General features: G+C 72.7%; 15 protein-coding genes. 6 read left to right on the forward strand and 9 right to left on the reverse strand.

What is annotated here, in order from left to right; all coding sequences use genetic code 11:
- Positions 1 to 140: 140 nt before the first annotated feature.
- The 4 genes from SRB5_RS18000 to SRB5_RS18015 all read right to left on the reverse strand — a co-directional run bounded on the left by SRB5_RS18000 (position 141) and on the right by SRB5_RS18015 (position 2,354).
- A complete protein-coding gene (locus SRB5_RS18000) occupies positions 141 to 395 on the reverse strand; it encodes a hypothetical protein (protein WP_323378088.1) in 255 nt (84 codons plus the stop codon).
- Between the two features lie 154 nt (positions 396 to 549).
- The gene (locus SRB5_RS18005) at positions 550 to 1,317 is read right to left on the reverse strand and encodes a bestrophin-like domain (protein WP_153453209.1); all 768 of its coding nucleotides are present in this window, start codon (positions 1,315 to 1,317) and stop codon (positions 550 to 552) included.
- A 26-nt stretch (positions 1,318 to 1,343) separates the two neighbouring features.
- Positions 1,344 to 1,931 carry a hypothetical protein gene (locus tag SRB5_RS18010; RefSeq protein ID WP_153453211.1) on the reverse strand — a complete coding sequence of 196 codons (588 nt, stop codon included), beginning with the start codon at positions 1,929 to 1,931 and terminating at the stop codon, positions 1,344 to 1,346.
- 69 nt (positions 1,932 to 2,000) lie between these two features.
- Positions 2,001 to 2,354 carry a DUF192 domain-containing protein gene (locus tag SRB5_RS18015; protein ID WP_153453213.1) on the reverse strand — a complete coding sequence of 118 codons (354 nt, stop codon included), beginning with the start codon at positions 2,352 to 2,354 and terminating at the stop codon, positions 2,001 to 2,003.
- Between the two features lie 27 nt (positions 2,355 to 2,381).
- Between SRB5_RS18015 and SRB5_RS18020 the strand changes: the two genes are divergently transcribed.
- Positions 2,382 to 3,053 (forward strand): A24 family peptidase, encoded by a 672-nt coding sequence (locus SRB5_RS18020; protein ID WP_323378089.1) that lies wholly within the window; start codon positions 2,382 to 2,384, stop codon positions 3,051 to 3,053.
- Positions 3,054 to 3,214: 161 nt separating this feature from the next.
- On the opposite strand, the gene mgrA is transcribed toward SRB5_RS18020, so the two are convergent.
- Complete coding sequence (gene mgrA, locus SRB5_RS18025) at positions 3,215 to 4,252, reverse strand: L-glyceraldehyde 3-phosphate reductase (RefSeq protein WP_323378090.1); 1,038 nt, start codon at positions 4,250 to 4,252, stop codon at positions 3,215 to 3,217.
- Positions 4,253 to 4,372: 120 nt separating this feature from the next.
- Between mgrA and SRB5_RS18030 the strand changes: the two genes are divergently transcribed.
- The 4 genes from SRB5_RS18030 (at position 4,373) to SRB5_RS18045 (ending at position 9,321) form a co-directional block, all read left to right on the forward strand.
- Entirely contained in the window at positions 4,373 to 5,140 is a 768-nt protein-coding gene (locus tag SRB5_RS18030) for an isoprenyl transferase (protein WP_323378092.1), read from the forward strand.
- Between the two features lie 341 nt (positions 5,141 to 5,481).
- Complete coding sequence (locus SRB5_RS18035) at positions 5,482 to 6,801, forward strand: PhoH family protein (protein WP_323378093.1); 1,320 nt, start codon at positions 5,482 to 5,484, stop codon at positions 6,799 to 6,801.
- A gap of 385 nt (positions 6,802 to 7,186) precedes the next feature.
- A complete protein-coding gene (locus tag SRB5_RS18040) occupies positions 7,187 to 7,882 on the forward strand; it encodes an aggregation-promoting factor C-terminal-like domain-containing protein (protein ID WP_323378094.1) in 696 nt (231 codons plus the stop codon).
- A 125-nt stretch (positions 7,883 to 8,007) separates the two neighbouring features.
- On the forward strand, positions 8,008 to 9,321 hold the full coding sequence (locus SRB5_RS18045; protein WP_153453218.1) for an AI-2E family transporter: 1,314 nt from the start codon (positions 8,008 to 8,010) through the stop codon (positions 9,319 to 9,321).
- A gap of 67 nt (positions 9,322 to 9,388) precedes the next feature.
- Here SRB5_RS18045 and SRB5_RS18050 read toward each other — a convergent pair whose 3' ends face one another.
- The 4 genes from SRB5_RS18050 to SRB5_RS18065 all read right to left on the reverse strand — a co-directional run bounded on the left by SRB5_RS18050 (position 9,389) and on the right by SRB5_RS18065 (position 13,811).
- Complete coding sequence (locus SRB5_RS18050; protein ID WP_153453220.1) at positions 9,389 to 11,611, reverse strand: FtsX-like permease family protein; 2,223 nt, start codon at positions 11,609 to 11,611, stop codon at positions 9,389 to 9,391.
- On the reverse strand, positions 11,608 to 12,282 hold the full coding sequence (locus SRB5_RS18055) for an ABC transporter ATP-binding protein (protein WP_153453222.1): 675 nt from the start codon (positions 12,280 to 12,282) through the stop codon (positions 11,608 to 11,610). Before SRB5_RS18055 ends, SRB5_RS18050 begins: the two co-directional genes overlap by 4 nt.
- Positions 12,279 to 12,803 carry a PadR family transcriptional regulator gene (locus SRB5_RS18060; RefSeq protein ID WP_153453224.1) on the reverse strand — a complete coding sequence of 175 codons (525 nt, stop codon included), beginning with the start codon at positions 12,801 to 12,803 and terminating at the stop codon, positions 12,279 to 12,281. The genes SRB5_RS18055 and SRB5_RS18060 overlap by 4 nt, the downstream gene beginning before the upstream one ends.
- A 78-nt stretch (positions 12,804 to 12,881) precedes the next feature.
- Entirely contained in the window at positions 12,882 to 13,811 is a 930-nt protein-coding gene (locus SRB5_RS18065) for a hydrogen peroxide-inducible genes activator (RefSeq protein ID WP_323378096.1), read from the reverse strand.
- A 133-nt stretch (positions 13,812 to 13,944) separates the two neighbouring features.
- Here SRB5_RS18065 and SRB5_RS18070 point away from each other — a divergent pair, with 133 nt between their 5' ends.
- The gene (locus SRB5_RS18070; RefSeq protein WP_153453226.1) at positions 13,945 to 14,499 is read left to right on the forward strand and encodes a peroxiredoxin; all 555 of its coding nucleotides are present in this window, start codon (positions 13,945 to 13,947) and stop codon (positions 14,497 to 14,499) included.
- Positions 14,500 to 14,503 lie beyond the last annotated feature (4 nt).

Below are 14,503 nucleotides of genomic sequence, written 5' to 3' on the forward strand. Positions count from 1 at the left end.
TCGGTGAGCATCCGGTGGGCGTGCTGGGAGTGCCAGCGGGCGGGGCCGGTCTCGGGGCCGAAGCACTGGCGCACCGACTCGGGGAGGATCTTGTCGCCGGCGTTGCCCTGGCGGTCCATGTAGAACCGGGGACGAGGGGGTCACGCCACCCCCGTCGGGCCGGGGTCCGCGGGGACGGCGCCGATGTCCTCGCCGCGTTCGAGCCGGGAGAAGACCTCCTCGTCCTCCTCGACCGCGGTGGTCGTCGACAGCGCCCAGCGGGCGAGGACGGCCGGCAGGTCGGCGACCGGCGTGTGCTCGATCTCGCCCTCGAACCGTTCCAGCTCCGCCGGGCCGAGCGCGGCCCGGATACCGGCGATGGTGCCGGGCAGTTCGACCAGTTCACCACCCAGCACGGTCTTTAACGTGGCCTCTTCCACCGCACCGTCCACCCGCCCGCCACCTCTCGTGCGCGACGTGCACCCCAGGGCCCGGGGTCGCTCGACCCATACCGTACGCCACAAGTGCCCCGATACGGCTAGCTGCTGGGACGGGATCGGCCGGTTCCGGTCAGGTAACGGATCCCGGGAACAGGGACGTGAACGGTTCCCTGAGGTCTTCGGCGGCGTGGACATAGGGGGTGTCGAAGTCCCAGACCAGGTAGAGGAGGAACGCCAGCAGCGCGCTGTGGATGCCGGCCAGGATCAGCTCGCGCGGCGAGCGGCGGATCTGCAGGGCGAACAGCATGCCGATGGCCACCATCGCGCCCGCGATCAGGCCGAACCACACCAGCGTCGGCATCGTCGGGCCGAGGTCCAGCGAGCGGTCGCTGCGGGCCTCCTCCGCGGCGGCGGCCTGGTCGGCGAGGGTGTACGCGGCGCGGTTCTCGGCGTCCGTCCTCGGGTTGTAGCCGGAGACGATTCCGTTGATACGGGCCATCAGCCGGTCGCCGTGCGGGGTGAGGGTCTCGGAATCGACCATCGTGTCCCATTCGTCGCCGGTCGCGTAGCGGACGTACTCGTCGACCGCCGAGCGCAGTTCGGTGCGTACGGGCTCCGGCCAGACGCCCGCGCGCTCGCTGACCGCGTGCAGGGCGTGCACCTCGCGGCGGACCGTCTCGTCGGCCCCGCTGCGGGCCTCCCAGACGCCGGCGATGGCCAGGCCCAGGACGATGGCGTACACGACGCCGATCATCATCGTCATGTACTCGATGACGTCGGGTGTCTCGTCGGGGTCGATCTCCTCGGCGTGGGTGCGGCGGTCGCGCAGGACGACGACCAGGACGACGACCGCGATGGCCGCGGCGACGGCGAGGACCAGCATCAGCCAGCTCGGCATGGGTGCTCCAGATATTCGGTACGGGACTACTCGCGGCCGCCGCGTCCGCCCGATCCGCCCACCCCGCCGGCCGACAGCGCGGCGGCGGCCAGGATCGACGGCGCGACGAACAGCAGCACCCGGGTGACGGAGGAGTCCTCCTGGGCCCGGCGCTCCCGGGGCGGGGTGTGGAGGACGGGGAGGAGGGGGGTGGGCTCGGGCTTGGGTCTGGGCTTGGGCTTCGGGCTCGGGGACGGCTCGGGCGGTGGGGGCGGGGGTGGCGGCGCGAGGGAGGGGCGCGGCTCCGGTGCGCGTGCGGGCGGGGGAGCCGGGGGCTTTACGGGCGGACGGCGCGGTGGCGGCGGCGGGGGCGCGGGCTTCTTCCCGCACGCCCGCCGCACCGCCTCCCCCACCCCCCGCTCCCGGGCGAGCCGCCCGAGCTCCTCCAGCGGGAGATCCGTCCCGGACCGGACACACGCCTCCGCGGGGAGGGCGGCCGGGGCCTGGGCCGGAGCCCGGGCCGCCGCCGGAGCCGCCGCCCCCGGCAGCAGTCCGGCGGCGGGCAGGGCGAGCGCCACGGCGGCCAGGGCCACGGCCGCGGGCCGGCGCAGACGTCGCATCACGAGGGCCTTCACACCGGAAGCGTCGGCCGCCCGCCCCCGCCCCATGTCGGCGCGGACCCCAATCCCCCCGTACGCGGGAAGTCAGAGCTCGACGGCCACCCGCACGCCCCGCACGAGCCCCAGCGGCGCGAACGTCCCCGCGCCCGCCTCCAGCACGTGCCGCGCCCGCAGCCGGGGCCGGCCCAGCCGGTTCGGGGCGACCGTGTGCACCGCCAGGACCCGCAGGTCACGGCTGAGGTAGGCGACGTCCAGGGGGAAGCGCATGCCGAAGGTGTGGATGCCGGAGGCGGGCGTGAGCAGCAGGGCGCCGGGCGGCGGGGCGTCCAGGCCGAGCAGACCCCGGCTGCGGGTACGGAACGCGGTGGCGATCCGCAGCTCCAGACGGTCGCCGTGTTCGGTGCGCAGGACGGCGGGACCTTCGGGCCAAGTGGGCATGAACGGGAGGGTATTAGGCTCGCGGGCGTGACGAGCGTGATGCTGATCTGCGGTGCGGTGCTCTGGGGCGCGGCTGTCGGCGCCTACGCCGTGCCGCGGGCCGTGCACCGGCTCGCCGTCGGGGTGGGGGAGCCGTGGCGGGAGCCCGCCGTGCCCGCGGGGCGGGAGGCGGTGTGGGGCGGCGTGGGGACGGCGGGGGTGTGCGGGGTGCTGGCGGCGGCCTCGGGGGCGGTGCCGGAGGTGGGGGTGTGGCTGCTCGCCACGCCGGTCGCCGTGGTGCTTGTCACGGTGGATGTGCGCGTACGGCGGCTGCCCGACGTGCTCACGCTGCCGCTGGCCGGGGCGCTCGCGGCGCTGCTGGGGGGTGCGGCGCTGCTGGGGGGCGCGGGGAGCTGGACACGCGCCCTGCTCGGGGGGCTGGCGCTGGGGGGTGCTTATTTTCTGCTCTGGCTCATCCATCCGGCGGGGATGGGGCTGGGCGATGTGAAGCTGGCATCGTCCCTGGGTATGGCCCTGGGCTGGTACGGCTGGGGGGTGCTGTTCGCCGGGGCGTTCGCCGCGTTCGTGCTGGGTGCGCTGTACGGGGTGGGTTTGATGGCCGTACGCCGGGGTAGTCGGCGTACGGCACTGCCGTTCGGCCCGTTCATGGCGCTGGGAGCGCTGGCGGGACTAGTGACGGGTGCGGTTTCCGCGAGCTGATTTCCGTATACGGAGAGCTACGGAGCGCGTACTTTTCGAGGTATCCGGCACGTTGAGTACGAAGGAACCCTCACCCTGGGTTATGGTGGAGGTCCCCCCCTCGGGCCGGTCCGTATCCCCCCCACGGACCGGCCCGTTCTCTTTCCCTGAAGGGCCCGCGCTCAGCCGCGCCCCGCCCAGATGTTCACCCCGTCCTGCGAGACCGCGTACTCGTCGATCCGCGCCAGCTCGTCCGCCGTCAGCGCCGGCGCCCCGACGGCCGCCACGTTCGCCTCGAGCTGGGCGACGCTCGACGCGCCGATCAGCGCGGACGTCATCCGCGGATCGCGCAGCACCCAGGTGAGCGCCAGCTGGGCCAGGGACTGCCCGCGGCCGGCGGCGATCCCGTTCAGCCCGTTCAGCCGCCGTACGGCCTCGTCGGTGAAGAGCTTCGGGTCCAGCGACTTGCCCTGCGTGGCCCGCGAGCCCTCGGGGATGCCCTTCAGGTACTTGTCCGTCAGCATTCCCTGCGACAGCGGCGCGAAGGCGATGCAGCCCATGCCCTGGGCCTCCAGGGTGTCGAGCAGCCCGTCGTCCTCCGTCCAGCGGTTGATCATCGAGTACGAGGGCTGGTGGATCAGCGGCCGGATCCCCATCTCCCGCAGGATCGCCGCTGCCTCGCGCGTCTTCTCCGCGGTGTACGAGGACACCCCGACGTACAGCGCCTTGCCCTGCTGGACGGCGGTCGCCAGCGCGCCCATCGTCTCCTCGAGCGGGGTGTCGGGGTCAAAGCGGTGCGAGTAGAAGATGTCGACGTAGTCGACGCCCATCCGGGCCAGGGACTGGTCGAGGGAGGCGAGGAGGTACTTGCGCGAGCCCCATTCGCCGTACGGGCCGGGCCACATGTCGTAACCGGCCTTGGTCGACAGGACCAGCTCGTCGCGGTACGGGCGGAAGTCCTGGGCGAAGAGGGTGCCGAAGTTCTTCTCGGCGGAGCCGTAGGGCGGGCCGTAGTTGTTGGCCAGATCGAAATGGGTGACCCCGAGGTCGAACGCCCGCCGCAGCAGGGCGCGCTGGGAGTCCAGGGTGCGGTCGTCGCCGAAGTTGTGCCACAGGCCCAGCGAGACGGCCGGCAGCTTCAGGCCACTGCGGCCCGTGCGGCGGTAGTCCATGCCGGAGTCGTAGCGGTCGGCGGATGCGACGTAAACAGTGTCATTCACGTTGCTTCCTTATCACGAGGCCCCCGCGAAGCCGTCCGAAGCCCGCCCCCCGGGGGACGGAAGGCACCCCTCCGGGCAGTAAGGTGACGCGATGCGTTCGCGGAGCGGAGGGCTGGGCACGTGAGGGAGAAAATTCGCGACCTTGTGGTGCGCCTCTACGCGCGTCGGGTGGAGCGGCACCTCGATCTGACCCGGGTGCCCAAGCACATCGGCGTCATCGTCGACGGCAACCGGCGCTGGGCGCGGGCCTCCGGCGGCTCCCCGGAGCAGGGGCACCAGGCGGGCGCGGACAAGATCTTCGAGCTGCTCGGCTGGTGCGAGGAGACGGACGTCGAGGTGGTCACCCTGTGGCTGCTGTCGACGGACAACCTGGACCGCCCCGAGGCCGAGCTGGTCCCGCTGCTGGGCATCATCGAGGACTGTGTACGGGGCATCGCCGCCTCCGGCCACTTCCGCGTGCACCACGTGGGCACCCTCGACATGCTGCCGGCGCGCACCCAGGCCGTGCTGAAGGAGGCCGCCGAGGACACGGCGGACGTGACCGGGCTGCTGGTGAACGTGGCCGTGGGCTACGGCGGGCGGCAGGAGATCGCCGACGCGGTGCGCTCGCTGCTGGCGGAGCACGCCGGGCGCGGCACGGAGCTGGCGGAGCTGGCGGAGACCGTCCAGGTCGAGGACATCGCGCGGCACGTCTACACCCGCGGCCAGCCCGACCCGGACCTGGTGATCCGCACCAGCGGCGAGCAGCGGCTGTCGGGGTTCATGCTGTGGCAGACGGCACACTCCGAATACCACTTCTGCGATGTCTTCTGGCCCGCGTTCCGCAAGGTCGACTTCCTGCGCGCGCTGCGCGACTACGGGGCCCGCAACCGCCGTTTCGGCAGCTGACCCGCGCCCCGGCACACCCGGGGGATACACAACTGTCACCACATGGATCCCGGATCGCCCCGTAAAGGGCATTGCATGGGCAGGAATGTTCGGGGGAATATCCCTGCTAGCGGGACCCTCGGCCGCACCGGCCGGGCAGTACCGCCCGGGAGGCCCCTTGCACCAGGACGACGGCCGTACGGCGAGAGCCGTCCGGGCGACGCGAGAGGGCCGGAGCCCGGCCCGCGCGGTGCGCGTATCGGGCCCGGCCCCGGCCGCCAGAGCCCCTGACGGGCTCTCGGTCCCGCCAGCCCAGAGCGGCAGCGACCGCGCATCCTCGTCCCGAGGGGGTTCGTCCATCCGTGGTGAACAGCAAGAAGCGCCCGCATGACCGGCGCACCTATGTCCTCGACACCAGCGTCCTCCTGGCTGACCCCAGGGCGATGTCCCGCTTCGACGAGCACGAAGTGGTGCTGCCCGTCGTCGTGGTGACGGAGCTGGAGGCCAAGCGGAACCACCCGGAGCTGGGGTATTTCGCCCGGCAGGCGCTGCGTCTGCTGGACGAGTACCGGGTCCAGTTCGGGCGGCTCGACGCCCCCATCCCGATAGGGAGTGTCGGCGGCACGCTGCGCGTGGAGCTCAACCACACCGACCCCGGGGTGCTCCCGGCCGGCTTCCGGCTCGGCGACAACGACAGCCGGATCCTGGCGGTGGCCCGCAATCTGCAGGCCGAGGGATACGACGTCACGGTCGTCAGCAAGGACCTCCCGCTGCGGATCAAGGCCTCCAGCGTGGGCCTGGCCGCCGAGGAGTACCGGGCGGAGCTGGCCGTCACCGACGCCGGCTGGACCGGCATGGCGGAGCTGACGATCGGCGGTGAGGCGGTCGACGAGCTCTTCGCGAACGAGTCCGTGGACCTGCCCGAGGCCGACGGCATGCCCGTACACACCGGACTCGTCCTGCTCTCCGAGCGCGGGAAGGCCCTCGGCAGGGTGATGCCCGACGGCAGGGTCAAGCTGGTGCGCGGCGACCGCGAGGCGTTCGGCATCCATGGCCGCAGCGCCGAGCAGCGCATCGCGCTGGACCTGCTGCTGGACCAGGAGGTCGGCATCGTCTCGATGGGCGGCCGGGCCGGTACGGGCAAGTCGGCGCTGGCGCTGTGCGCGGGGCTGGAGGCCGTGCTGGAGCGCAGGCAGCACCAGAAGGTGATGGTGTTCCGTCCGCTGTACGCGGTCGGCGGGCAGGAGCTCGGTTATCTGCCGGGCACCGAGGCCGAGAAGATGAGTCCGTGGGCGCAGGCCGTCTTCGACACCCTCGGCGCGGTGACCAGCCGCGACGTGATCGAGGAGGTCGTCGCGCGGGGCATGCTCGAGGTGCTGCCGCTCACGCACATCCGCGGCCGTTCGCTGCACGACGCGTTCGTCATCGTGGACGAGGCACAGTCGCTGGAACGGAACGTCCTGCTGACCGTTCTGTCCCGGATCGGCACGAATTCCCGGGTCGTTCTCACGCATGACGTGGCACAGCGGGACAATCTTCGCGTCGGGCGGTACGACGGAGTGGTCGCCGTCGTCGAGAAGTTGAAGGGACATCCTCTCTTCGCCCATGTCACGCTCACGCGTTCGGAGCGTTCGCCGATCGCCGCACTGGTGACCGAAATGCTGGAGGATGGGCGGGTCTGACCGGTGCTTCCCGAACAGGGCGCAGCAGCCTAGCTGTTGCGCCCTGTGGTGCGCAGGGGGTCGGACGAATCGTATGGTGTAAACACCGTGTGAGGTTTCCCACGCATCGGGGAATTGCCGTCGGGCGTCCGGTTCGGGCAGAGTCTTGGGACTGTCAGGCCCCGCGTACGGCACGGCACGAGCATGTCGCCACACGAGACAACAGAACAGAGTGAGCCGTACGCCGCCCGAGCACCACGCGGACCTTCCGTTCGGCGGAAGGCCCACCGGGCCCGCGCCACCCGTGACCAGCCGGCCCCGTAAGGGACCGAACGGGGTGGCCAGCGCCAGGGGCACGATTGCGTCCGCGAGGTCACCTAAGCGGGCGACGCTGGAAGGAATGTGTGTGAGCCGGATTTCGGTCCGGGGTTTCGCTGTGGCGTCCGCCACCGCCGTGACCTCCGTCGGCGCTGTCGTCGGAGTTGCTGCGGGCGCGGATTCGACCGCCGACACGGGCGACCGTGTCGAGGCCACCGCCGCAGACCAGACCCTGCTCGCCGACATACCCGCGCAGTCGGACGTGCGGTCGCAGTACGCCATGCTCACGGAGCAGGCGGACGTGGCGGCCGACACCGCGAGCGCGGAGGCTCGTACGGCGCTTCAGGAGTCGGCCCGTAAGCAGGCCGCCGCCGACGCCCAGGCGAAGAAGGAAGCCGCGGAGCAGGCCGCCAAGGAGCGCGAGGCCGCCGAGCAGGCCGCCAGCCGCAGCGCCGTCACCGACAGCAGCTCCATCGCGGTGCAGTCCAGCTACACCGTCGCCGAGGTCCAGGCGATCGCGCGGCAGATGATTCCCGCGGACCAGTTCCAGTGCTTCAGCAACATCGTGGACCACGAGTCCGGCTGGAACTATCAGGCGACCAACCCCAGCTCCGGCGCGTACGGCCTGATGCAGGCCCTGCCCGGCTCCAAGATGGTGTCGGCCGGCGCGGACTGGCAGACCAACCCCGCGACGCAGATCGAGTGGGGCCTGAACTACATGAACAGCCGCTACGACAGCCCCTGCGGCGCGTGGAACTTCTGGCAGGCCAACAACTGGTACTGACGCGCATCGCGTGCACGAGCCCCCGATCTCGACGGTCGGGGGCTCGTCGCGGTGTACCGTCGGGGCCTGACGGAGCAGGGCTTGCCGGGGCGGTCGCCCCGGGCTGACGGGGTGGTAGGGGCTTTATGTCGAAGATGTCCGACTGGCTGGACGGGATGGGGGAGCGTGCGTCCCGGTTCGCGGCCCGCCGGCGCGAGCTGACCGAACGCCGGGAGGCCGAGCGAGGCCTCGCGCCGGCCGACGCGCCACCCGCCGAACCCGCGCCCCCGCCACGCCCCCACCAGCCGCACGCGCCGCGCCCCGAGCCGGCGCTCGCCATCCCCTGGGGCATGCGGGTGGCCGCCGAGGCCGCCTGGCGGCTGCTGGTCTTCGCCGGGGTGCTGTACGTACTGATGCGCGTCGTCAGCACGGTCAGCCTCGTCATCATCGCCTTCTCCGCCGGACTCCTCGTCACCGCGCTGCTCCAGCCCACCGTGGAACGGCTGCAGCGCCTGGGCCTGGCCCGCGGGCTGGCGACCGCGCTGACCGTGCTCGCCGGGTTCGTCGCGATCGGGCTCATCGGCTGGTTCGTCACCTGGCAGGTGATGGAGAACGCCGACCAGCTCACCGACAAGGTGCAGCACGCCATCGAGGACGGGCGCAAATGGCTCGCCGAGGGCCCGTTCAAGGTCAGCAAGACCCAGATCGACGACATCGCCGGGAACCTCAGCGACTGGCTCGGCGAGAACAGCGCCGAGGTCACGTCCAAGGGCCTGGAGGGCGTCAGCTACTTCATCGAGTTCCTGTCCGGCGCCGCGATCGCCGCGTTCACCACGATCTTCCTGCTGTACGACGGCAAGCGGATCTGGCTGTGGACGCTGAACTTCGTCCCCGCCCCCGCGCGCGAGGCCGTCGCCGGCGCCGGGCCGCGGGTGTGGGCGACGCTCACCGGCTATGTGCGCGGCACGGTGCTGGTGGCCTTCGTCGACGCGGTGTTCATCGGGCTCGGGCTGTTCCTGCTGGACGTGCCGCTCGCGGTGCCGCTGGGCGTGCTGGTGTTCCTGTTCGCGTTCGTCCCGATCCTGGGCGCGCTGGTGTCCGGGTCGGTCGCCGTCGTCATCGCCTTCGTCACCAACGGTCTGTTCACCGCGCTGCTCGCCCTCGGGGTGGTGCTGCTCGTCCAGCAGATCGAGGGGCATGTGCTGCAGCCGTTCATCCTGGGGCGGATGGTGCGGGTGCACCCGCTGGCCGTGGTGCTCGCCGTGGCCGCCGGGACGCTCATCGCGGGGATCGCGGGGGCGGTCGTCGCCGTACCGCTGATCGCCGTCGTCAACACCGCCGTCGGCTATCTGCGGGCGTACCACATGGAGCAGATCGCGCGGCGCGAGGGAGCGCCGCCGGGACCGCACGGGGCGACGATCGCGGAGGTGTCGCCGGGCGCGGGGCCGGAGGACGTCTAGTACGGCGCCTCGCGGTTCTCCGGCCGGGGGCGGCGGCGGGCCCCGTGTCCCGCCGCCGCTTCGCGGGTTACTCCGTGCGCAGGCCCTCCGGGCGCATCAGGCGGCCCAGCGCCGGCAGCGTAAGGGCCGTGACCAGCAGGGGGATCGCCGCTCCGGTTCCGGCCAGGGTCAGCAGCGGGGTCGGGTCCAGGCGTACCGGGAGGTCGGACAGGTGTACGAGTAGGGTGCCCAGGCCCACGCCCGTGGCAGCCGCCAGCAGCAGGCCGATCGCCAGCGGGAACGCCGTCTGGAGCAGCACCGACACCGCCAGCACCGGGCGGCGGGCGCCGAACGCGTCGAGTACCGCGAGGGAACGCCGAGCCTCCCGCAGCTGGTCCGCCACGGTGATCAGCACGCCGCCGCCCACGACGAGGAGCAGCGCGATCGCGGCCGTGAGCACCGCGGTGCGGACGTCCGCGAAGTCCTCGCGGAACTCCGGCAGACGCTCCGAGGAGACGTTCGCCGTCGGGTCGATCCGCAGCGCGGCCTCCGTCGCGTCCCGCCCCGCGTCCCGGGCGTCCGGGTCCAGCCGCAGTCCGGCGGTCGTACGCAGGGCCAGCGGACGCAGGTCCAGGGCGCCCGGGGTGACGAACAGCACCGGGTCACCGAAGCCCGCCGCGTCGGTGAGGCGGGCGTCTGCCGGGACCCGGAACGGGACGCGGCCCGCGGTCCCCTGGAGCAGGATCCGCTGTCCGGGCTCGACGTGCTCCCGGTACGGCGTGGAGATGAACACGTCGCCGTCGTGGCAGGTGCCCCTGAGCGTGGCGCAGTCGGCAACGGCGACCCGGGCCTCCGGCAGCCCCTCGACGCCCCGCAGGGTGACCGAGGTTTCGACGTCCGCCCGCCGCACCCCCGACGTGCCGCGCAGCGCCGTACCCAGGGCCTCGGCTCCGGCGTAGTCCGCCGGGCGGGCGGTGACCGTGAGATCCGCGGCGGCGGGGTCCGCGCGTACGGCGTACTCCTCCTCGCCGCCCGCCAGCATCATCTGCAGGACGATCGCCCCCGCGACCGCCACCGTCACCGCGCTCACGGCCCGCGCGGCGGCACCGCTCGTCAGCTGGAGCCGGCGCGCCGCCAACTGCCAGCCGAGCGGCCCCCCGTGCAGCCGGGCCACCCCCGCCTCCACGAGCCACGGCAGCAGCAGGACCACGCCCACCAGCACGAACGCCAGCCCCGCCACGAACCGCACGCCCTCGACCGCGCCCACCGGCGCCAGCAGCAGCAGCCCCACGACAGGCATCGGCAGCCGCGGCCACAGCCGCCGCCGCGTCCCGGCGGCCTCGCGGACCACCCCCAGCGGCTCGACGGTGACCCGCCGCATCGCGACCAGCGTGACCGCGAGGGAGGTGACCGGCACCGCGACCGCCACCAGCGCGGCGAACAGCGGATGCGGCACCACGTCCGCGGGGAAGACGCTCGTGCCCTGCACGGACACCAGCCCCGCCGCCTGCCGCAGCAGCGCGAACACCCCGGCCCCGGCGGCCAGTCCCCCCAGCGCGGCCGGCAGCGCCTCCCCGGCGGCGATCCGCCGCACGGCGGCGGCGTCCGCGCCCGCGAGGCGCACCGCCGCGAGCCGCTGGTCACGCCGGTCACCGCCGAAGCGGGCGGCCGTCGCGGCGAACACGGCGACCGGCAGCAGCAGTACGACCAGGGCCACCAGCACCAGCAGCATCAGCCCCGGGTCCATGCCGCCGAAGCCGGAGTATCCGATGCCCCCGAAGTGGTCGACGTGCCGTACGTCCGAGCCGTACCGCTCGAGGCTGTCCGCGCCCTCGTAGAACGCGAGTTCCCTGGGCCCGCTCAGCCCCGCGTCGCCGATGGTGCCGACGATCTCCCGCCCGGCGAACCGCAGCTCCAGCAGGCCCGAGGAGTGCAGCACCCGCCTCAGCTCCGGCGACACGACCACCTCCCCGGGCCCGGGTATCGCGGCCACTCCCGGCGGGAGCGGCGGCCGGTCCCCGTCCGGGGCCAGCAGCCGGCCGCGGACGGTCTGCCCCCGGTACTCCCGGTCCGCGCCGACCACGGAGAGGGTCCCCGGCCCGGCGTCCGACGCCGCCGGCTCGGACCGCGCGGCGACGCGGTCCGCGTGCCGGTCGACCATCGCCGGCACCGACGCGGCGACCAGCAGCACCAGCACGCCGAGGGCGAGCCCGGCGGCGTTCAGCACTGTCCGCACGGCACCCGTGCGGCCCCCGGCCGCGAGCCGTACGCCCATGCCGAGATCGCGGGTCCACGCCCGCGGCCCGGTCATGCGGCGTGCTCCATGCTGCGGGTGCGGCCGTCCCGTACGACGACCTCGCGGTCGGAGTACGCGGCGACCCGCGCCTCGTGCGTGACCAGCACGACCGCGGCGCCCGACTCGCGGGCGGCGCCGGTGAGCAGGCGCATCACCCGCTCGCCGGTCAGCGAGTCCAGCGCGCCCGTCGGCTCGTCGGCGAACACCACCCGCGGCCCGCCGACCAGCGCCCGCGCCACCGCCACGCGCTGGCTCTGGCCGCCGGACACCTCCCCGGGCCGTTTCCCCGCGACCTCCTCGACCTCCAGCCGCTCCAGCCACCGCGCCGCCCGCGCCTCCGCCGCCCGGCGGCCCATGCCGTCCAGGCGCAGCGGCAGCGCCACGTTCTCCCGGCAGGTCAGCTCCGGCACCAGCCGGCCGAACTGGAACACGAACCCGAACGCCCCCCGGCGCAGGGCGGACCGCTCCCGGTCGGAGAGCGCGGTCAGCTCCCGGCCGTCGTAGTCGACCGAGCCGGCGTCGGGGCGGACGATCCCCGCCAGACAGTGCAGCAGCGTCGACTTCCCGGACCCCGAGGGCCCCATGACGGCGACGACCTCCCCCGCGGAGACCGTCAGCCCGGCCCCGTCGAGCGCCGGGGTCATCCCGTACGACTTGCGCAGCCCGTGGGCGCTGAGCAGCGTCATGCCCGTACCTCCTTGCCCAGTTGGTCCAGCCGGGCCGCGGTGAGTTCCAGCCAGCGCAGGTCCGCCTCCAGATGGAACAGGGCGTGGTCGCAGATGAGCTGGTCGGCGAGGTCGCCGGAGGTCTTGCGGCGGGTGAGTTCGCGCATCAGACCGAGATGGGCCGTGCGCTGGACGTCGAGGAGTTCGGCGGCGTCGCGCCGGGTGAGCAGGGCGAGGACGACCTTCGTGTAGAGGGTGGACTGCAGATACGGCTCGGGCTTCTCCGGCCGGCCGAGCCACTGTTCGACGTCGGTGACCCCGGCGTCGGTGACCGCGTACCGCTTGCGTTCGGGGCCCTCGCCGGATTCGACGGCGTCGACCTCGACGGAGCCGTTCTTCAGCAGGCGGGCCATGGTGGCGTACACCTGGCCGTAGGCGAGCGGGCGGTCGTGGCCGAACCGTTCGTCGAAGGCGCGCTTGAGTTCGTATCCGTGCCGGGGCCCGGATTCCAGAAGTCCCAGGAGGACGTGGCCGATTGACATGGCGGAGACTATACGCACGATGTATACGCGGTGTGTATAGCTGACGGAAAAGAATCTCCGCCGACGGCCGTCGAGCGACTACGCGGCCTCCGCCACCCGCACCGGCAGCCGCCCCATCGCCGCCCGCAGCGCCTCGGCCAGCTCCTCGAACTCCGCCGCCCGCGCCGCCCCTTCCCGTGCCACCAGCGCGATCCGCCGCGACGGCGCCGGGTCGGCGAACGCGCCCGTGGTCAGCGCCTCCGACCGCCCCGTCTCCACCCGTAGCGCCGTCCGCGGCAGCAGCGTCACGCCGAGCCCGCCCGCCACCAGCTGCACCAGCGTCGACAGTCCCGCCGCCGTCGTCGTCACCGACGCCCCGCGGCACAGCTCCAGCGCCTGGTCGCGCAGACAGTGACCCTCGTCCAGCAGCAGCAACTCCTGCTCCCGCAGCGACTCCCGGGCGATCCGCTCCCGCCCCGCCAGCTCGTGCCCGCGCGGCATCACGACCACGAAGTCCTCGTCGAACAACGGCAGCTCGACCAGCCCCGGCCCGCCCACCGGCACCGCGAGCAGCAGCAGGTCGAGCCGTCCCTGACGCAGTCCGTCCAGCAGCGACGGCGTCTGCTCCTCGTGCACCTGGAGCTCCAGCGACGGGTACCGGCCGCGTACCACGTCCAGTACAGTCGGCAGCAGATACGGCGCCACGGTCGGGATCACGCCCAGCCGCACCACCCCGGTGAACGGCGCCCGTGCCGCCTCAGCCTCAGCGACGAGGTCCCCGACGGCGTCCAGCACCCGCCGCGTCCGCACGGCCAGCCGCTCCCCGGCCGGGGTCAGCAGCACCTTGCGCCGGCTGCGCTCGAGCAGCCGCACCCCGAGGGTCTCCTCCAGCGCCGCCACGGCGCCGGACAGCGCCGGCTGGCTCATACCGATCGAGGCGGCGGCGTCGCGGAAGTGCAGTTGCTCGGCCACCGCGGCGAACGCCCGCAGCTGCGACAGGCTCGGCCGGCGTCCCGTATCGACTGCCACTGATAACCCACTCCGATCAAGATCGCTTCGTCCGGCCTATTTCTCTGATCAATCTACTCTGTGGCACTCTGGACAAAGTCCAACCTCCGGATTGCCTGCAAACCCGGGCATATCCGTCCCTCAAGGAGTAGCGTTGCTCACTGTCGGTGACAAGTTCCCCTCGTACGACCTGACCGCCTGCGTCGACCTCGACGCGGACAAGGCCTTCGCCCAGATCGACCACAAGACCTACGAAGGCAAGTGGCGGGTCGTCTTCTTCTGGCCGAAGGACTTCACCTTCGTCTGTCCGACGGAGATCGCGGCCTTCGGGAAGCTGAACGACGAGTTCGCCGACCGTGACGCGCAGATCCTCGGTGTCTCCGGCGACTCCGAGTTCGTCCACCACGCCTGGCGCAAGGACCACGCCGACCTGCGTGACCTGCCCTTCCCGATGCTGGCCGACCCCAAGCACGAGCTGATGCGCGACTGCGGCGTCGAGGGTGAGGACGGCTACGCCCAGCGTGCCGTGTTCGTCATTGACCCCGACAACGAGATCCAGTTCACGATGGTGACCGCCGGTTCCGTGGGCCGTAACCCCAAGGAGGTCCTGCGGGTGCTGGACGCGCTGCAGACCGACGAGCTGTGCCCGTGCAACTGGAACAAGGGCGAGGGCACCCTCGACCCCGTCGCCCTGCTGGCCGGGGAGTAATCCC

Source organism: Streptomyces smaragdinus (assembly GCF_009604385.1).
Lineage (GTDB): Bacteria > Actinomycetota > Actinomycetes > Streptomycetales > Streptomycetaceae > Streptomyces > Streptomyces smaragdinus.